This is a genomic window from Roseixanthobacter glucoisosaccharinicivorans (assembly GCF_043195095.2).
Lineage (GTDB): Bacteria > Pseudomonadota > Alphaproteobacteria > Rhizobiales > Xanthobacteraceae > NCEH01.
In genome coordinates, this window is record NZ_CM195538.1 from 3804950 (window position 1) to 3823731 (window position 18782).

The 18782-nt window shown below is 66.9% G+C and carries 17 protein-coding genes; 7 read left to right on the forward strand and 10 right to left on the reverse strand.

Annotation, left to right across the window (positions count from 1 at the left end; translation table 11 throughout):
- Positions 1–60: 60 nt before the first annotated feature.
- On the reverse strand, positions 61–270 hold the full coding sequence (locus V5F78_RS17605) for a hypothetical protein (protein WP_394067553.1): 210 nt from the start codon (positions 268–270) through the stop codon (positions 61–63).
- A 348-nt stretch (positions 271–618) separates the two neighbouring features.
- Here V5F78_RS17605 and V5F78_RS17610 point away from each other — a divergent pair, with 348 nt between their 5' ends.
- Complete coding sequence (locus V5F78_RS17610) at positions 619–921, forward strand: hypothetical protein (RefSeq protein WP_394067555.1); 303 nt, start codon at positions 619–621, stop codon at positions 919–921.
- A 10-nt stretch (positions 922–931) separates the two neighbouring features.
- On the forward strand, positions 932–1870 hold the full coding sequence (locus V5F78_RS17615; protein ID WP_394067557.1) for an AEC family transporter: 939 nt from the start codon (positions 932–934) through the stop codon (positions 1868–1870).
- Positions 1871–2139: 269 nt separating this feature from the next.
- Here V5F78_RS17615 and gluQRS read toward each other — a convergent pair whose 3' ends face one another.
- Entirely contained in the window at positions 2140–3015 is an 876-nt protein-coding gene (gluQRS, locus tag V5F78_RS17620) for a tRNA glutamyl-Q(34) synthetase GluQRS (RefSeq protein WP_394067559.1), read from the reverse strand.
- Between the two features lie 155 nt (positions 3016–3170).
- Here gluQRS and V5F78_RS17625 point away from each other — a divergent pair, with 155 nt between their 5' ends.
- The 3 genes from V5F78_RS17625 to V5F78_RS17635 all read left to right on the forward strand — a co-directional run bounded on the left by V5F78_RS17625 (position 3171) and on the right by V5F78_RS17635 (position 5235).
- The gene (locus V5F78_RS17625; RefSeq protein WP_394067561.1) at positions 3171–3860 is read left to right on the forward strand and encodes a DNA-3-methyladenine glycosylase family protein; all 690 of its coding nucleotides are present in this window, start codon (positions 3171–3173) and stop codon (positions 3858–3860) included.
- Between the two features lie 53 nt (positions 3861–3913).
- On the forward strand, positions 3914–4567 hold the full coding sequence (locus V5F78_RS17630; protein WP_394067563.1) for an alpha/beta hydrolase: 654 nt from the start codon (positions 3914–3916) through the stop codon (positions 4565–4567).
- A gap of 110 nt (positions 4568–4677) precedes the next feature.
- A complete protein-coding gene (locus tag V5F78_RS17635) occupies positions 4678–5235 on the forward strand; it encodes an HNH endonuclease (RefSeq protein WP_348844008.1) in 558 nt (185 codons plus the stop codon).
- 6 nt (positions 5236–5241) lie between these two features.
- On the opposite strand, the gene V5F78_RS17640 is transcribed toward V5F78_RS17635, so the two are convergent.
- Positions 5242–5754 carry a disulfide bond formation protein B gene (locus V5F78_RS17640; RefSeq protein ID WP_394067565.1) on the reverse strand — a complete coding sequence of 171 codons (513 nt, stop codon included), beginning with the start codon at positions 5752–5754 and terminating at the stop codon, positions 5242–5244.
- Positions 5755–5998: 244 nt separating this feature from the next.
- On the opposite strand from V5F78_RS17640, the gene irrA reads away from it, so the two are divergent.
- A complete protein-coding gene (gene irrA / locus V5F78_RS17645; RefSeq protein ID WP_394067567.1) occupies positions 5999–6550 on the forward strand; it encodes an iron response transcriptional regulator IrrA in 552 nt (183 codons plus the stop codon).
- A gap of 110 nt (positions 6551–6660) precedes the next feature.
- On the opposite strand, the gene V5F78_RS17650 is transcribed toward irrA, so the two are convergent.
- Positions 6661–7194 (reverse strand): SH3 domain-containing protein, encoded by a 534-nt coding sequence (locus V5F78_RS17650; protein ID WP_509276245.1) that lies wholly within the window; start codon positions 7192–7194, stop codon positions 6661–6663.
- A 155-nt stretch (positions 7195–7349) separates the two neighbouring features.
- On the opposite strand from V5F78_RS17650, the gene V5F78_RS17655 reads away from it, so the two are divergent.
- Positions 7350–8351 carry a 2-hydroxyacid dehydrogenase gene (locus V5F78_RS17655; RefSeq protein ID WP_394067571.1) on the forward strand — a complete coding sequence of 334 codons (1002 nt, stop codon included), beginning with the start codon at positions 7350–7352 and terminating at the stop codon, positions 8349–8351.
- Between the two features lie 264 nt (positions 8352–8615).
- Here the strand turns inward: V5F78_RS17655 and V5F78_RS17660 are convergent, their stop codons facing one another.
- The 6 genes from V5F78_RS17660 to acnA form a co-directional block, all read right to left on the reverse strand.
- A complete protein-coding gene (locus V5F78_RS17660; protein WP_394067573.1) occupies positions 8616–9428 on the reverse strand; it encodes a HesA/MoeB/ThiF family protein in 813 nt (270 codons plus the stop codon).
- A 78-nt stretch (positions 9429–9506) separates the two neighbouring features.
- The gene (gene cysG / locus V5F78_RS17665) at positions 9507–11003 is read right to left on the reverse strand and encodes a siroheme synthase CysG (RefSeq protein WP_394067575.1); all 1497 of its coding nucleotides are present in this window, start codon (positions 11001–11003) and stop codon (positions 9507–9509) included.
- 191 nt (positions 11004–11194) lie between these two features.
- On the reverse strand, positions 11195–14209 hold the full coding sequence (polA, locus tag V5F78_RS17670) for a DNA polymerase I (protein WP_394067577.1): 3015 nt from the start codon (positions 14207–14209) through the stop codon (positions 11195–11197).
- An 80-nt stretch (positions 14210–14289) separates the two neighbouring features.
- Positions 14290–14646, reverse strand: coding sequence for a DUF2794 domain-containing protein (locus V5F78_RS17675; protein ID WP_394067579.1), 357 nt, complete (start codon positions 14644–14646; stop codon positions 14290–14292).
- Positions 14647–15060: 414 nt separating this feature from the next.
- Positions 15061–15864 carry a DUF1223 domain-containing protein gene (locus tag V5F78_RS17680; RefSeq protein ID WP_394067581.1) on the reverse strand — a complete coding sequence of 268 codons (804 nt, stop codon included), beginning with the start codon at positions 15862–15864 and terminating at the stop codon, positions 15061–15063.
- A gap of 179 nt (positions 15865–16043) precedes the next feature.
- Entirely contained in the window at positions 16044–18746 is a 2703-nt protein-coding gene (gene acnA / locus V5F78_RS17685) for an aconitate hydratase AcnA (RefSeq protein ID WP_394067583.1), read from the reverse strand.
- Positions 18747–18782 lie beyond the last annotated feature (36 nt).

The following is an 18782-nucleotide window of genomic DNA, read 5'->3' on the forward strand; positions in this document are numbered from 1 at the left end:
TCGCCCGCCGCCGCGTGCCGAGGCCTATGCTCACGAGGCCCATGTTCACGAGGCCCATGCTCACAGGCATCCGCTCAAGCCGCTGGCGAGGGTGTCGAAGAACACCGCCGGCCCGTGCACCACCCAGAGAAAGCCCGCCCCAGCCAGCAAGGCCAGGGCGACCACGACCATGGCCGCGAGGGCCAGCGTCTGCCCGCCCCATGCCCGCCCTTCACGCGGCGCGGTGGAAACGGGCGCGCCAGAGACGGGCGCGACACGGGTCGCGGCCATCAAAGTGCCGCCGCTTGCCCCCTCGCTCGCTCTCATCATGGTGCAATACCGTCCCTGTCCCGGCATGGCTACCGGAGCAAGATAAGCCTACAGCGCAGACGGCCCCGCGCCAAGACAAGCAATGTCAAAGGTTTGTGTGCCCGCGCCGCGGCGCGCCCGCGCGGTCGCGCGCGGCCGCACCGTTGACGCCTTGCACCGGCCCGCCTAGTTTGCCGCCATGTCTTTTTCGGAGAGCAAGAACCGGCCCGCCGGTGCGGCGATGCTGCGAATTCTCCGCCCGGTCGATCTCATCGGCCGGGCACGATAACGCGCATCCTGCTTCTTCTTCTTTCTTCGGAATCGACTTCCATGACTTCTCCCTGCTGCGCGCCGGCCGGCGACGCGATGTATCGCCTCGTGCTCGAGGCCGAACCCGAGTCCAACGTGCTCCTGCGCCTCCTCGAACCCTTCGTCATCCATAACGTGCTGCCCGATCATCTCGACGTGGCGCGGCTGGAGGACTGCATCAGCGTGGAAGTGCTGTTCCACGCGCCGGAGGCCGTCGCCGAACGGCTGGAGGCGCGCATGCAAGCCATGGTCGGCGTGCGCGACGCCCTGTGCGAACGCGCCGTGCCCCTCGCCCAGCGCCGCGCCGCCGGCGTCGCGGCCTGACGGATCGGGCATGGGCAGCATTATCGCCGATATCGCCATCGTCATCCTGCCGGTGTTCGGCATCGTGGCGATGGGCTTTGTGGCCGCGAAGACCCGGCTGATCTCGGACAAGGCCTCCGACGGCCTGGCCGAATATGTGTTCGGCCTTGCCGTGCCGATCCTGATCTTCAAGACCCTGAGCGAATCCAAGATGCCGGATGCTCAGCCCTGGGGCTATTGGATCGCCTATTTCACCGGCGCCTTCGTCGTCTTCGGCATCGCCATGGGGGTGGCGCGCTTTGTGTTCCACCGCAGCCATACCGAGGCGGTGATCCACGGCTTCTCGGCCGGGCAGGCCAATACCGTCTTTCTCGGCGTGCCGCTGATTCTGAAGGCCTATGGCGAGGAAGGCGCGGTGCCGCTGTTCCTTTTGATCGCCATCCACCTGCCGATCATGCTGGTGGCGGCGACCGTGCTGGCCGAGGGCGGCTCCGGCCTCACCTGGGCCACCGGCAAGCGGCTCGTGCGCACGCTCGCCTTCAATCCCATCCTGATCGGCATCTATGCTGGCGGGCTCGGGCGGGTGCTGGGCATCCAGACCACCGGCGTCATCAAGCAGATTCTCGATCTGGTGGCCGCCTCCGCCTCGCCCTGCGCCCTGGTCTCGCTCGGGCTGGCGCTGAACCGCTACGGCATTTCCGGCGACATGGGGCCGAGCACCTTCATTTCCTTCATGAAGCTCATGATCCACCCGCTGCTGGTGTATCTGCTGACCCTGGTGTTGCCCATGCCGCCGGTCTGGGCGGGGGTGGCGGTGCTGTTCGCTGCCATGCCGTGCGGCATCAATGCCTATCTGCTGGCCCAGCGCTATGGGATCGGGGTGCATACCAGCGCGAGCGCCGTCTCGCTCTCCACCGTGCTCGGCCTGTTCACCATCGCCTTCTGGCTCTACGTGCTCGGCGTCGGCTGAGAGGACGCGGCGCCGGGGTGGCGCGGAAAACGCCGTCCGGCGTGAGCGCGGGCTCGGGGTTCGGGCTTGGATCTAGGGCGCGGAATCGGTCGCTCGGCCGCCTCGCCGAAATTCATGCAGGGAGCTTCGCCCGAAATCGCGGCTTGGTCCACGAAACAGGCGCGGAGGCGGGCCACCAAACCCCATTTCGTCTACGCCAAGCCATTGTTTCACGTGAAACATTTTCGAGAAACCCGGCGCATGGCGGGGATTTCCGCACGAGACCGGCGCTAGGCGGAAAGGCCGAGCCGCCGGCGGATATCGGCCGGGCCCTCGCCCGCCCGCCGCAGAACATCCAGGCTCGCCGCCCCCTCGCTTTTCGAGAGCTTGCGGCCATCTGCCCCCAGCACCAGGCGATGATGGTGATAGATCGGCGCGGGCAGCCCCAGCAATGCCTGCAACATCCGGTGCACCGACGTCGCCGCGAACAGATCACGCCCGCGGATCACATGGGTGATGGCCTGGGCCGCATCGTCCAGCACCACGGCGAGATGATAGCTCGCCGGCACATCCTTGCGCGCCACCACCACATCACCCCAGGCGGCCGGATCCGCCGGCTGAAGAACCGGCGGGCCGAGGGGCGTCTCGGAGGCCTCGCGCCAAACCAGCGGCGCGCCGATGCGTGCCAGGGCGGCCGCCATGTCCAGCCGCAGCACGAACGGGGCGCCTTCCGAGCGAAGGCGGTCGCGTTCCGCTTGCGTCATCGCATGCCGGGAGAACGGATAGAGCGGCGCCCCATCAGGATCACGCGGCCAGGGGCCTTCGGCTTCCTTCTGCGCCACCGCATGGGCGATCTGGGCCCGGCTTTCGAACGCGGGATAGAGCAGCCCCTCGCGCTCCAGCCGGTCCAACGCCTCCCCATAGAAAGCGAGATGCTCCGATTGCCGCCGAGGCGGCGCGGCGGGAAGAATGCCGAGCCAGCTCAGGTCCTCCGCGATCGCCCGTTCGAAAGCGGGGCGGGATCGGGTGGCGTCGATATCCTCGATGCGCAACAGGAAATCGCCGCCCGCCGCGACCGCCGCATCGGCATTGACGAAGGCGGAGAGGGCATGGCCGAGATGCAGGCGGCCATTGGGGCTGGGAGCGAAGCGGCAGGTGAAACCCATGGGGCGGGATTTATGACGCAGGATTTCCACCCTGTCGCGCACCGCGAACGCCGTCCGGCCATGCCGATGCGCATGTCCGCTGGTCAAACCGGCGGCGCGATGATTTCATCCCGGCCCAACCCGTCGCAGCCGGATCGCTTGAGGACCACGGCGCCATGACCGACCCTGCTCTCCTCGACCCGTCCGCGGCATCCGAAAGCGAACCGCGCCTAGACCAGCAGGCGGATTTCGACCGCGCGCTCGACCGGCTCCTGGCGCTGGATCCGCGCCTTGTTCCGCTGGTGGATTTCGCCGGCCGCCCGACCCTGCGGCGGCGCGCGCCGGGGTTCGCGGGAATGGTGGCGATCGTGGTCGCGCAACAATTGTCGGTCGCCGCCGCCCGCTCCATCTCCGCGCGGCTGGAGCTTTTGTTCGGCGGGCCGGCGACCCCCGAGGCGTTGCTGGCCGCGCCCGCGGACAGCCTGCGCGCCGCCGGTCTTTCCGCGCCGAAGATCCGCACCCTCACCGGCATCGCCCGCGACCTCGTATCCGGCGCGGTGGACCTCGATGCCGTTGCGCATATGGAGGCGGACGCGGCGGCGGCCTATCTCACGAAGCTGCCCGGCATCGGCCTGTGGAGCGCGGACATCTATCTCCTGTTCTGTCTCGGCCGCGCCGACGCGTTCCCGCACGGCGATCTGGCCTTGCAAGTCGCGGCCGGCGAAGCGTTTGCGCTGCCCGGCCGCGCCTCCCCCTTGGGGCTATGGGCGATCGCCGAGGACTGGCGGCCCTATCGCGGCGTGGCGGCGCACGTGCTGTGGGCCTATTATGGCGCGCGGCGCGCCCGCACCGGTGTGCCCACCTGAGACTTTCCCGCCACGATCTTCCCAACGCGACTTCCCACCGAGGCCTCCCGCCCATGCCCGTCCTGGACAGCCCCCGCCTCCCGCCCCATTCAGGCGGCGCGCCCCAGTCCCTGGTGATCATGCTGCACGGCTATGGCGCCGACGGGCGGGACCTGATCGACCTCGGCAGCGCCTGGGCCGAGTTGCTGCCGGACACCGCCTTCGTCTCGCCCCACGCCCCGGACCCGTGCGAGGGCGCGCCCATGGGGCGGCAATGGTTTCCGCTCGGCGACATGGACCCGCACGATATGGTGCGCGGCGTGGCGAGCGCTGCGCCCGGCCTGCACCGCCTCATCCAGAGCGAGTTGCAGCGCGCCCGCCTGCCCGCGAGCCGGCTGGCGCTGGTCGGCTTCAGCCAGGGCTGCATGATGGCGCTGTCGGTGGCGCTGGCCATGCCGCAGCCGCCCGCCGCCGTGGTGGGCTATTCGGGACTATGGGTACCCGAGCCGAAGGAGCCGGCGGGCACCTCCGCCCCGCCGATCCTGCTGGTACACGGCACCGACGACACGCTGATCCCCGCCCAGGCCCTGTTCCAATCGGCCTTCGGGCTCGCGGGCGCGGGCGTTCCCGTGGAATGGCATCTCAGCCACGGCCTCGGCCATGGGATCGACGAAACCGGCCTCGCCCAGGGTGGCCTGTTCCTCGCCCAGCAGCTCGCCACCGCCTGAGGCGATGCACCAGACGGCTTCACAAGAATGACACGGAGAATATAGAGTATCGCGGCGCACCGGGCTGGCTTGGTTTGATTCGGTGCCATGGAGGGCGAGGAGTTCGATCCTTGACCGCTGCGTTACCATCTGGGGCTTGGCCGGCACTGGTGCTCAATGCGGACTACCGTCCGCTGAGCTACTATCCCCTGTCTGTCTGGTGCTGGCAGGATGCCATCAAGGCGGTGTTCCTCGACCGCGTGAACATCGTCGAATATTACGACAAGGCGGTCCGAAGTCCGGGCATAGAGATCCGGCTTCCGAGCGTGCTCTCGTTGCGCACCTTCGTAAAGCCTGCCCGGCATCCGGCATTTACCCGCTTCAACGTGTTCCTGCGCGACCGCTTCACCTGCCAATATTGCGGCTCGCGCGACGACCTCACCTTCGATCACCTCATTCCCCGCTCCCGCGGCGGCCAGACCACCTGGGACAATGTGGTGACAGCATGCTCGCCATGTAATCTGCGCAAGGGCAGCGACATGCCGGCGCATTCGGGCATGTGGCCCCATCAGGTGCCGTTCCAGCCCACCGTGCACGATTTGCACCAGAACGGCCGCCACTTCCCGCCCAATTATCTGCACGAGAGCTGGCTCGACTATCTCTATTGGGATACCGAACTGGAGCCGTAGGCCCGCTCAGGCGGCGATCGTGCGCCGCCCTGCCCCTCGCCCGCGCAGGCCGATCAGCGCGACCCCGGCCAGCCCGAGGGCGATCAGCGCGTTCCAGCCCGCCATGGAAATCCCCATCAGGCGCCACGCCGCCTCGTCGCAGCGGGGCACATGGGCCGTCTTGAGGGCGGACATAATGTCGCTGACCACCAGCGGCGTGCCAGACGTGCAGGCGGTCGGCCCCTGCCAGAAGCGCCATTCCACGCCGGCGTGGAAAATGGCGATTCCCGCATCCACCAGCATCAGCAGCGCCAGCACCGCGAGCCCGGCCCGCGCCAGCCCCTCCCATCCGCGATGGGCGGCATAGGCCGAAAGCAGGCCGATGGGTATCGCAGCGTAATAGGGCAGACGCTGGTCGAGGCAGAGCGGGCATGGGGCAAGTCCCACCACCAGCTGGAAATACCAGGCCGCGGCCAGGGCCGCCGCCGCACCGGCGGACACCACCAGGCAAGCCGTGATCGGCGCGCGCAGATCGATCAAATGCGTGGTCCTCATGTCATTGGGCGATCGCGGAGATCGCCGCCGCGAAGCCATGCATTGGCGCGCGCCAGGGGCGCAAGTCACAAGCAAGGCATTGGTGTCATTGACTTACATTAGTACAGCTACAATCTATAATAGTGGCAATTCGCGGCGCGATCCGCTATTGAGATTGATCAGCGCCTTCCGGAGCCTTGTACCGCTGCCGTTAAGGCCATGTGTTTCCTTGAAGAGTGCAGAACCGCCGATGTCCGACATGTCCCGCTTCAGAGCCAGCCTCACGAGCCCTGCCGTCGCCCCCCGCGGCACGGCGGAGGATGGTGACGCGGTGCTGCCGGTGGCCCAGTTGCGCGATATCTCATCCACGCGTCGCACCGGGTGCCCGTTCCATGACGTGCGCGAGATGCTGCGCGAAGTGGGCCTGCGGCCGACCCGCCAGCGCCTCGCCCTCGGCTGGCTGCTGTTCGCCAAGGGCGATCGGCACGTGACCGCGGAAATGCTGCATGAAGAGGCCATCCGCGCCCGCTTCCCGGTCTCGCTCGCTACCGTCTACAACACCTTGCACCAGTTCACCGAAGTGGACCTGCTGCGCGAGGTGGCGGTGGACGGCTCCAAGACCTATTTCGACACCAATGCCTCGGACCATCACCACTTCTATGTGGAAGGCCATAACGAGCTGGTGGATATCCCGACGGCCCATGTGGGCGTGGACCGCCTGCCCGAGCCGCCGGAAGGTTTCGAGGTTGCCCGCGTGGATGTGGTCGTGCGCCTGCGCCGCAAGGCGATCGGCAAGGGCTGAACGCCCGGGCTCCTCTCGTCTGCTCCAGATCAAAAGCCCCCGCTCCGGGGGCTTTTTCGTTTGAGACGAACGCAGGTCCCGCAGGCCGCACAACGCGCCCCGCAGCCGCCTCACTCCACCTTTTCGCCGGGATAGACACCCCACAATTCGCCCTGTTCGATGAAGCCGTCGAAACCCGGCCCGGTGATGCGGCACCATTTTCCATCGCAGGATTTCACCGAGGCAAGAACGCGGGGCTCCAATTGCGCGGTGGCCCGGGCGCTGGCATCGGCGCGCTCCCGCAGCACCGCCGTGCCGCTCTTCAGCCAGGGCGACACCAGCGCCGTGCGACGGCCAGACAGCATGGAATGGTAGACCCAGCCCTCCGAGCCATCCACGTCGCGGATGCGGCGCCAGGTCTCGAACTCGGCGGTAATTTCCACCGGCAGGCCGGCGCGCGAGAAGATCCAGGACACGTCCTGATCCTTGTTCGGCCCCGTGCGCACATTCACCTTGTCCGCCTTCAGCGAGACAAAGCGCGGCACCGGCAGGCCGCTTCCGGAATCGTCCGCCGCATAGGCCGTGCTGCCGAGAGATGTGGCGGCCAACACCAGCAAGAGAGCCATCGCGCGTGCCGGAAGGGACTGACGTTTGCTCGCCTGCATGATCCGCTGATCCTCTCCGCTCAGTGAAAACGCGTGCCTGAAGTGCGCCTGCACCCGGACATCGTCAAGGGTCGCCGCGTGCATACCCTTTGTGTTTCCTCGTCTGTCTGCTAGACGGGACGAGAAGGGTTAAAAAACCGGGAACGGGGAAGATTATGGCGCGTCGCAAACCCCTCGTTGTCGTCACGCGGAAGCTGCCTGACACGGTCGAGACGCGGATGCGCGAACTGTTCGACGCGCGTCTGAATGTCGATGACGTGCCCATGGATCACGCCGCTCTGATTGAGGCCGTGCGCACCGCGGACGTTCTCGTGCCGACCGTGACCGACAAGATCGATTCGGCCGTGATGTCGCATGCGGGCGAGAATCTGCGCCTCATCGCCAGCTTCTCCAACGGCGTCGATCACATCGACGTGGCCAGCGCCCTGGCGCGGGGAATCACCGTCACCAACACCCCCGGCGTCCTCACCGAGGATACCGCCGACATGACCATGGCGCTGATTCTCGCCGTGCCGCGCCGGCTGGCCGAAGGCGCGCAGATCATCACCTCGGACCCCGAGGAATGGAACGGCTGGGCGCCCACCTGGATGCTCGGCCGGCGCATCTGGGGCAAGCGCCTCGGCATCGTCGGCATGGGCCGCATCGGCCAGGCGGTCGCACGTCGCGCCAAGGCGTTCGGCCTGCAGATTCACTATCACAACCGCCGCCACCTGCCCGCCGCCACCGAGGAAGCGCTGGAAGCGACCTATTGGGATAGCCTGGACCAGATGCTGGCCCGCATGGACATCGTCTCCGTCAATTGCCCGCATACGCCGGCCACTTATCATCTGCTTTCGGCCCGCCGCCTCAAGCTGCTGAAGCCCGACGCCTATGTGGTGAACACGGCGCGCGGCGAGGTGATCGACGAGAACGCCCTCACCCGCATGCTGGAAGCCGGCGAGATCGCAGGTGCTGGCCTCGACGTGTTCGAGCACGAGCCGGCGGTGAACCCCAAGCTCGTCAAGCTCGCCCGCCAGGGCAAGGTGGTGCTGCTGCCCCACATGGGCTCGGCGACGCTGGAAGGCCGCATCGACATGGGCGAGAAGGTCATCGTCAACATCAAGACCTTCATGGACGGCCACCGTCCGCCGGACCGCGTGCTTCCCTCCATGCTGTGAGGGGTGGCTGCGCGCGGCACTCTTGGCCCGCTCGTTATCGCTTGGACTCCCCCCTCCCCAGCCCTCCCCCGCAAGCGGGAGAGGGAGTAGATGGCATGGCCACGCGTTGAGTTGACGCCTGGCGGGTCCTTGATGATGGCGCCGCTTATCCCCTGCCGATCCGGTCAGAGCCGCGATCCCCCTCTCCCGCTTGCGAGGGAGGGTTGGGGAGGGGGAATTCGCGGCGGCAAGCTCAGGACGGCCGGAGTCCGGAATAACCGCCCCTCACGCCGCCTTCACATGCTCCGACAGATCGGTGATGCGCGTTCCCGTGCCGGTGAGCGGGTTTTCCGGGTCATAGGCATAGCTCAGCGTCTCGAAGCGCATGGAGCGGGCGTCGATCATCAGCAGCTTGCCCACCAGCCCCTCGCCAAACCCGACGATGGCGCGGATCACCTCCAGGGCCGCCAGCGAACCGGCGAGCCCCGCCAAGGCGCCAAGCACGCCGGCTTCCGCGCAGGGCGCAACCGTGCCGGGCGGGGGCGGCTCGGGGAACAGGCAGCGATAGGTGGGGTTCGGCGTGCCGTCCGACCCGTTCTCATGGGCGCGGATGGTGGTGAGGGTCGCATCAAAGGTGCCGAGCGCCGCCGTCACCAGCGGCTTGCCCGCCAATACGCACGCGTCCGAGACCAGATAGCGGGTGGCGAAATTGTCGGAGCCATCCACCACCACGTCCACGTCGCGAATCAGATCGAGCGCATTGCCGGCGTCGAGCCGGCCCTGGTGCAGCACCATCTGCACATGGGGATTGAGGGCGGCCACGGCATCGCGCGCGCTCTCCACCTTGGGGCGGCCGATATCCTGCGTGCGGTGGATGACCTGCCGCTGGAGATTGGAGAGCGAGACCTCGTCGTCATCCACCAGCACCAACGTGCCCACGCCGGCCGCTGCGAGATAGAGCAGCACCGGCGCGCCGAGCCCGCCCGCGCCCACCACCAGAACCCGCGCCGCCTTCAGCTTCTGCTGGCCCGGCCCGCCCACGTCGTGCAGCACGATGTGGCGCGCATAGCGCTCGATCTCGTCCGTGGAAAACGCCATTTACCTTGTCCTTCGTCCCACCGTCCTCACTCCTAGATAGGAGGCCGGGCGCGCCTGCCCAATGCCGGCCCGGGCCGTTCAGCCGGCCGAGGCCGCCCGCGGCGCGACGGCGGCGGCCATGCCTTCGCTGAGCGCATAGCCATAGAGGACGAGGCACGGCCCTTGGGCGCCGGCCTCGATGGCGGCGTCGATCGCCGCGGACAGGCCGCCGAGAGGCGCCTGCACCACCCGCTCGTCGGGCCGCGTCGCGGAAAACACCGCCAAAGCGGGCACCGCGAGATCCGTGCCGGCGGCGGCGAGCTTTTCCACCAGCTCCGGCAAGGTCCGGCGCGGCATGTAGACCACGGTGGTCGCGGCCGCGTCCGACAAAGCGCTGAAATCCAGATCCTTCGGCAGCTTGCCGTCGCGCGCATGGGCGGTGACGAATTGCAGGCGCCGCGCATGGTCGCGATGGGTGAGCGATGTGGTCAGCCGGCTCGCCACCCCCTGGGCGGAGGAGATGCCGGGCACCACTTCCACCGGAATGCCGGCGAGGCGGCAAGCGGTGATCTCCTCGCCCGCGCGGCCGAAGATCATGGGGTCGCCGCCCTTCAGCCGCACCACCCGCCGGCCTTCCTTGGCGAGCTGCACCATCAGCGCGTTGATGTCGTCCTGTTTGCAGGACGGACGATAGCCGGTCTTGCCCACCAGCATCTTCTTCGCCTCCCGCCGCGCGAAATCCAACACCTGCGGGGAGACCAAGTCGTCATAGAGCACCACTTCCGCGGATTGCAGCACCCGCACCGCCTTCAAGGTCAGCAGTTCGGGATCGCCCGGCCCCGCGCCCACCAGGACCACCGAGCCGCTGTCGGGCGCGGCGCGCGTGCTTTCGGCGTCGGCGAGCAGGGCCGCACGATCTTCCTCGCCCGGCGGCTGGTCGGGCGCGAACATGGCGCGGGCGGAAAACTGTTCCCAGAAGCGGCGGCGGCCGTGAAAGCTGAGGCCGAGGGCGGAAACCGCCCCGCGCCAGGACTGCGCCGCCTGCGCCCAGGCCTTGAAGCCCGGCGGCAAGAGCGCCTCGATCTTGGCCCGCACCGCCTGTCCGAACACGGGGGCCGCGCCATCGGTGGAAATGCCGACCACCAGAGGCGAGCGATTGACGATGGCACCGAAGGCGAAATCGCAGAAGGCCGGCTTGTCCACGACATTGACCGGCACGCCGGCCGCGCGGGCGGCGGCGGCGAAACGGGCGGCTTCCGCCTCATCCTCCGCGTCGGCGATGGCGAGCGCCGCGCCGGCCAGATCCGTTTCGTTCCACGCCCGTTCGACCAGCGCGATGGGGCCGACCGGAGCGGATTGCGCGAGCGCGCGCATCTCTTCGCACGGCGCGGCGGCAATCACTTCCACATGGGCGCCAGCAGCGGAGAGCAGTTCCGCCTTCCAGACCGCCGGCTCGGTGCCACCGACCACCACCACGCGCTTGCCGGCGAGGGCGAAGAACACCGGCAGCCGCGCGAGCTTGTCCATGCGGGCGCCGTTGCGCTCGCGGGGCGCGCGGCCGGAGAGGGATGGCTTGTCGATAGGCCCAGAGGCCATGGGTCTGGAACTCCGTCGCTTTGGAACCTCCGGCGCTGCACCTTCGGGCTGCGGCCGGGGGGCGTTCAGTTTGTGCCCATCGTCCGGTTTTGCCAAGCGATAGGCGTCGCGCCTTTTATGGCGCAAGCCTCCGATGCATTCAACGTCTGAAATGTGGTTTTATCATTTCAACATTCAAATTACGTTGAAATTCAGTGTGCCTCTTCCCAATTGGCGGCGGCATGGGCCTCCACCTTCAGGGGCACGGCAAGCGCCACAGCCGGAAGCGCGGCCTGCTCCATGACATGCTTCACCACCGGCAGGGTTGCCTGTGCCTCGGCTTCCGGCACTTCGAACACCAGTTCGTCATGCACCTGAAGCAGCATCTGCGCGGAAAGGTCCGCCGCCTTCAGCGCCGGCTCCATGCGCACCATGGCGCGGCGGATGATGTCGGCGGCCGTCCCCTGGAGGCGGGCATTGATGGCGGCGCGCTCGTTGAAGGCGCGAATGGAGGGGTTGGACGCCGCGATATCGGGATAATGGCAGCGCCGGCCGAACAGGGTTTCCACATAGCCATGCTCGCGGCAGAAGGTCTTGGTCTCGTCCATATAGGCGCGGATGCCGGGGAAGCGCTCGAAATAGCGGCGGATATAGAGTCCCGCCTCCTCGCGCCCGATGCCGAGCTGGTTGGCGAGGCCGAACGCCGAAATGCCGTAGATGATGCCGAAATTGATCGCCTTGGCACGCCGCCGCACCTCGGCAGGCATGCCCTCCACCGGCACGCCGAACATTTCGGATGCCGTCATGGCGTGGATGTCCAGCCCCTCCTGGAACGCTTCGCGCAGGCGCGGAATATCCGCGATCTCCGCCAGCAGCCGCAGCTCGATCTGCGAATAATCGGCCGAAACCAGCAGCCGCCCCGGCTCCGCCACGAAGGCGCGGCGGATGCGGCGGCCTTCCTCGGTGCGGATCGGGATGTTCTGGAGGTTGGGCTCGGAGGAGGACAGCCGCCCGGTGGTGGTCGCCGCCAGCGCATAGGAGGTGTGCACCCGCTTCGTGCGCGCATTCACATAATTGGGCAAGGCGTCGGTATAGGTGGAGCGCAGCTTCGCCAGTTGGCGCCAGTCCAGGATCTTCTGCGGCAGGGTGTGGCCGGCCTCCGCCAGTTCCTCCAGCACATTGGCCTTGGTGGACCAGGCGCCCGTGGGTGTCTTGGTGGCGCCGGGCAGCCCGAGCCGGCCGAACAAGACGTCGCCGATCTGCTTGGGCGAACCGATGTTCAGCCGCTCTCCGCCCAGGATTTCCGCGATTTCGTCCTCGATCCGCGCCGCGCCCTGGGCGAACTCGCTGGACAGGCGGCCGAGGATCGGCCGGTCGATGGCGATGCCGCGCCCTTCCATGCGCACCAGAACGGGAATAAGCGGCCGCTCCAGCGTCTCGTAGACGGTGCTCATGCCATCCGCCACGAGGCGCGGCTTGAACACGCGCCATAGGCGCAGCGTCACGTCGGCGTCTTCCGCCGCATAGGCGGTGGCGGGCTCGAGCGCGACCCGGTCGAACGTCACCTGCCCCTTGCCCTTGCCCGCCACTTCCGTGAAGGCGATGGGCGTATGGCCGAGGTGGCGCACCGAGAGGTCGTCCATGCCGTGGTTGCCCTTGCCGGCATCCAGCGCATAGGACATGCACATGGTGCAGTCGAACGGGGCAACCTCGATGCCATGGCGGGCCAGCAAGGCGACGTCATATTTGGCATTGTGGGCGATCTTCATCGTGCCGCGGTCTTGCAGCATCGGCTTCAGGACGGCGAGCGCCTCCTGGAACGGGATCTGCCCCGGCAGGAGCCCTTCCTCGAACAGGCCGTCGCCGGCCCCGCGATGGGCCAGTGGGATATAACAGGCCTCGTTGGGCGAAAGCGCGAGCGAGACGCCCACGAGGTCCGCCGCTTGCGGATCCACCGACGTGGTCTCGGTGTCAAAGGCGACGTAACCCTGGTCGATGGCGCGCGCGCACCAGGCCTGGAGTTCGGCCAGATCCGTCAACATGCGGTACCGGCTGCGGTCCACCTTGTTGGAGCGCGCCTCCTGTACCCGCGCCGCCACCAGATCGGCCGGGTTGAGCACGTTCGGCCGCCCGTCTGCGGAACCTGCGCCGTTCGCCGGCGCGGGGGCCTGTGCCGACGCAGGGGCCGGCATCGCGGCGCCATCCTCTTCCGCGCCGAACAGGCCGCCCGTCGTGCTCGGCGCCAGCGCCGGGTCGGCCTCGATGGCACCCGCCTCCACACCAAACGCCTCGGCGGCCCGGCGGGTGATGGTGGTGAATTCCATGGCCTTCAAAAAGGCGATGAGGCGCTTGCCGTCCGGCTGCTCCAGCACCAGGTCGGAGAGCGGCACCTCCACCGGCACGGCGCAATCCAGAGTCACCAATTGCTTGGAGATGCGGGCCTTTTCCACATTCTCCGGATTCAACAGCGATTCGCGGCGCTTCACCTGCTTGATCTCGCCGGCCCGCGCCAGCAGGGTTTCGAGGTCGCCATATTCCTGGATCAGGGTCGCGGCGGTCTTGATGCCGATGCCGGGCACGCCGGGGACATTGTCGGTGGAATCCCCCGCAAGGGCCTGGACGTCGGTCACCTTCTCGGGCGGCACGCCGAAATATTCGATGACCTCGCCAAGGCCGATGCGCCGCTCCGGCCGGGCGCCGCGCCCGCCCGCCTCGCCGGAGGCCGGGTCGTACATGCCGATGCGATCGCCCACCACCTGCATCAGATCCTTGTCGGCGGAGACGATGAGGACGTCGGCGCCGGCGGCGGCGGCCTGCCTGGCATAGGTGGCGATCAGATCGTCCGCCTCGAAGCGGGCCATCTCCACCGGAATGAGGCCGAACGCCCGCACCGCCTCGCGCATCAGCGGAAACTGGGGAATCAGTTCCGGTGGCGGCTCGGAGCGGTTGGCCTTATAGGCGGGATAGATTTCACGCCGGAACGAGTCTTCGCTCTTGTCGAAGATGATGGCGAGGTGCGTGGGCTTGATGCCCATGGCGCCCTCACGGATGAATTGGAACAGCTTGGTGCAGAACAGACGCACCGCCCCCGTCGGCAGCCGGTCGGAGCGGAAATTATACTTCCGGTCCTGATTGATCGACTGGAAATAGGCCCGGAAGACGAAGGACGATCCATCCACCAGGAAAACGTGATCGCCGGGCTTGAGCGGGCTGGGAGCGTGTGACATCCGGGCATCCAATGACAAGGCGCGCACGATGCCCGAGCGCCTTCCCGTCGACAACCCTCAGCGCGGCCGCCCCTTCAAAGTCAGATCGCCGCGAGCGGTTTTTCCAGCACCGCCAACACGCGCGGCAGCTCGTGCCCGCGCTTCAGGATCAGGCCTGTCTGGGACACCACGCAATAGGCCCCCTGCTTGCGCGCCAGCTTCGGATCCTTCTCGATGCGATACAACGGCACATCGAGCGAGCGGCGGAAGACGGAGAACACCGCCTTGTCCTTCAGAAAGTCGATCGCATAGTCGCGCCACTCGCCAGCGGCGACCATGCGCCCGTAAAGATCGAGAATGCGGTCGAGCTCCCGCCTGTCGAACGTGACGAGAGCGGGGGGAGATGGCGGTGTCGGCGCCGGCGCGCGGGCGGGGCGTATGGGTTCAACGATTCCCATCGGACCTCCAAGGTGCGAACGACCCATGATCGCTTTCATCGCCGCCCGGTTCAAGGGGATTGAATAGCCGGCTGGCGAGACCGGAAAAGACCGGAAACGCGATCACGGGGTCGTCAACGACCATCACAGTCTCGCCGGAATTCGGCCCTTCCCTCGACAAGCGGGGGGAGCAAATTCATAAACGTAGCAGGGCCGGTTCGCAGTCGCTCCGGTCTATCCCAGCCCCCCAGCCCCCCGGGGTGACAGGCGAACCGGCCACTGCTACGCATCCTTCAAGTTTCTAACTTTCAAGGGCCGCGAAAGCGGCCTTTTTTATTGCCCGCGCACCGACGAGCAGGCAATGCAGGTCGAGCCACGACGCACGCACGCGTGGACTGAGCTTCGTCAATTCAGATGATTTCAGGGTCGATCTTGTTATTTCAGATCGATCTTGGCGGCGCCGAGGATCGGGCCAGGGGCCTGGAACGACCCGCGCTGCACCAGCACGGCCGCGCCGTCCACGCCATCGTTCCAGAATTCGCTGAGCGGCACCGAAAAGCGCGCCGGGCCGCCGGTCCAATTGCCGAGCTTCACCCAGGCGCGGACCACATTGGTATAGGTGACGTTCTTGCCCTGGTTCTCGCCGCGGCCGATGGCCACCGTATGGGTGCTCAGAATGGGGCAGAGCCAGACTTCAGCGGCATTCGGCACATGGCCGGGTTTTGTCGGGTCTCCCCCCGCGGCCACGTCCACCACCAGATTCTCGCCGGAGCGGCGCAACGCGACCGGCACCAGCAAGGTCGAGCCCGCATCGTGCGCGCGCACGACGGCCTTCTCGACCGCCGCCTTGTCGCTGCCCTTGGCGGGAGCGATCCCGTCCACCACCATCTGCGGGGTATAGATCATCCGGTCGCCGCGCTGTTCGGCATACGCGCGCTGGCGCACCGAATGGCCGTGCTTGGCGAGCGTATCCTTCCAGCCGACATAATCCCAATAGTCCACCGCGAGCGTCAGGGCGATCATCTGCGGGTCTGCCGCGAGCTCCGTCAGCAGGGCATCGGCGGGGGGGCAGGACGCACAGCCCTGGCTGGTGAACAATTCCAGCACCGCCTTGGGCGCGGCCGGCGGGGGGGCGGCGACTTGCGCCGGCTCCTGCGCACCCGCACCCCCTGCCGCGAACGCACAGGTGAGCGCGATCATGCCGAGGTATGTAAGGCGGAACGGGAGACGGCTCTTCAATGCACCGGGACCTGCGAATGGCGAAGAGTGATTGCCACACGCTTAGGCGCGCCCCGTCCTTGATGCCAGTCAATTCGCAGTGAGACGCGCGGGCCTGCCCTGAATGAAACAGCCGCCCGCGGGTCTCCACGGGCGGCTGTCCTGGTGTTAAATGCTGGTGGCGGCAGGGCCGCCACGCCTCACGCCGCGAGGTGGCGCAGGACGTAGGGCAGGATGCCGCCCGAGCGGAAATAATCCAGCTCGTCCAGCGTATCGATGCGGCAGATCAGTTCCACCTGGGTCACCCGGCCATCGGCATAGGCGATGTTGAGGGTCATCTTCTGGCGGGGCTTCAGATCCCCTTCCAGGCCGCGAAGGGTGATGAGTTCATCGCCCTTCAGGCCCAGCGTCTGCCAGGAGGTGCCCTCTTCGAACACCAGCGGCACGATGCCCATGCCCACCAGGTTCGAGCGATGGATGCGCTCGAAGGACTGGGCGATCACGGCGCGGATGCCGAGCAGCTTGGTGCCCTTGGCCGCCCAATCGCGCGAGGAGCCGGTGCCGTATTCCTTGCCGGCGAACACCACCAGGGGCACGCCCTCGGCCTTATATTGCATGGCCGCGTCATAGATCGGCAGCTGGGCGCCGTCCGGCTGGTGCAGGGTGACGCCGCCTTCGACGCCGGGCACCATCTGGTTCTTGATGCGGATGTTGGCGAAGGTGCCACGCATCATGACTTCGTGATTGCCGCGGCGGGTGCCGTACTGGTTGAAGTCCACCGGGCGCACCTGATGCTCGATCAGGTACTGGCCCGCAGGCGAGGCCTGCTTGATGGAACCCGCCGGCGAGATGTGGTCGGTGGTGATGCTGTCCAGGAACAGGCCGAGGATGCGGGCATCGACGATGTCGGTGACCGGGTCGGGCGTCGAGGAAATGCCGACGAAGTAAGGCGGGTTCTGCACATAGGTGGAACCGTCTTCCCAGGCATAGGTCTGGCCGGTGGGAATGGCGATCTTCTGCCAATGGGCGTCGCCCTTGAAGACGTCGGAATATTTTTCCTTGAACATCTTCTTGGTGATGTTCTCACGGATATAAGTGGCGATCTCCTTGTTGGAGGGCCAGATGTCCTTGAGATAGACGGGATTGCCGTCCTTGTCCTCGCCCAGCGGTTCGGTGGCGAGATCGACCTGAAGCGAGCCGGCCAGCGCATAGGCCACCACCAGCGGAGGCGAGGCGAGGTAGTTCGCCTTCACATCCGGATTCACGCGGCCTTCGAAGTTGCGGTTGCCGGAAATGACGGCACCGGCGACCAGATCGTTCTTGTTGATCGCCTCGGAGATCGCCTCCGGCAGCGGACCGGAATTGCCGATGCAGGTGGTGCAGCCGAAGCCGACCAGATTGAAGCCGAGAGCGTCGAGATATTCCTGCAGATCGGCGGCCTTCAGATACCCTTCGACCACCTGGGAGCCGGGCGCGAGCGAGGTCTTCACCCACGGCTTGGACTTCAGGCCCTTCTTCACCGCCGCCTTGGCGAGCAAGCCCGCTGCGATCAGCACGCTCGGGTTGGAGGTATTGGTGCAGGAGGTGATGGCGGCGATCACCACGTCGCCGTGGCCGACGGAGAAATTGGCGCCTTCAACGTCGATCCGCTTGGCGGCTTCGCCCGGCTTCTTGAATTCGCCCTCGAGGGCGGCGAGGAAGCCGGCCTTGGCATCGCTCAGCAGCACCCGGTCCTGCGGGCGCTTGGGGCCGGCGATGGAGGGCAGCACGGTGTCGAGGTCGAGTTCCAGCGTATCGGTGAACACGGGATCGAGCGTGTTCTTGTTGCGCCACATGCCCTGCGCCTTGGAATAGGCTTCCACCAGTTCCACGCGGCTTTCCTTGCGGCCGGTCTCTTCCAGATAGTCGATGGTCTCGCGATCCACCGGGAAGAAGCCGCAGGTGGCGCCATATTCGGGCGCCATGTTGGCGATGGTGGCGCGGTCGGCGAGGGAGAGATGCTCCAGGCCGGGGCCGAAGAATTCCACGAACTTGCCCACGACACCCTTCTTGCGGAGCATCTGGGTGACGGTGAGCACGAGGTCGGTGGCGGTGATGCCTTCCTTGAGCTTGCCGTCCAGCTTGAAGCCAATGACTTCGGGGATCAGCATGGAGATCGGCTGGCCGAGCATGGCGGCCTCCGCCTCGATGCCGCCGACGCCCCAGCCCAGCACGCCGAGGCCGTTCACCATGGTGGTGTGGCTGTCGGTGCCCACCAGCGTGTCCGGATAGGCGACCGTGACGGTCTTGCCGTTCAGCTCTTCCTTGCGGGTCCACACCGTCTGGGCGAGATATTCCAGGTTCACCTGGTGGCAGATGCCGGTGCCGGGGGGGACGACGCGGAAATTGTCGAACGCGCTCTGGCCCCATTTCAGGAAGCGGTAGCGCTCCTGGTTCTGCTTGTATTCCTCGTCGACGTTCTTCTTCAGGGCGTTGTCGGTGCCGAAGAAGTTGACGATCACCGAATGGTCGATGACGAGGTCGACAGGAACCAGCGGGTTGATCTTGGCCGGGTCGCCGCCCAGGGTCACCATGGCGTCGCGCATGGCGGCGAGATCCACCACGGCGGGCACGCCGGTGAAGTCCTGCATCAGCACGCGGGCGGGGCGATAGGCGATTTCCTTCTCGGCCTTGCCGCGCGAGGTCAGCCAGTCGGCGATCGAGATCACGTCTTCCTTCGTGACCGAGCGGCCGTCTTCATAGCGCAGCAGGTTTTCCAGCAGCACCTTCATGGAGAAAGGCAGGCGGGAGATGCCGGGGAGCCCGTTCTTCTCGGCCGCTTCAAGGCTGTAGTAGGTGTATTCCTTGTCATCCACCGTCAGGGTGGTACGGCACTGGAAGCTGTCGAGGGAAGAAGAAGTCACGGCGCGTTTTCTCCGGTTCGATGATCGACCGACGCG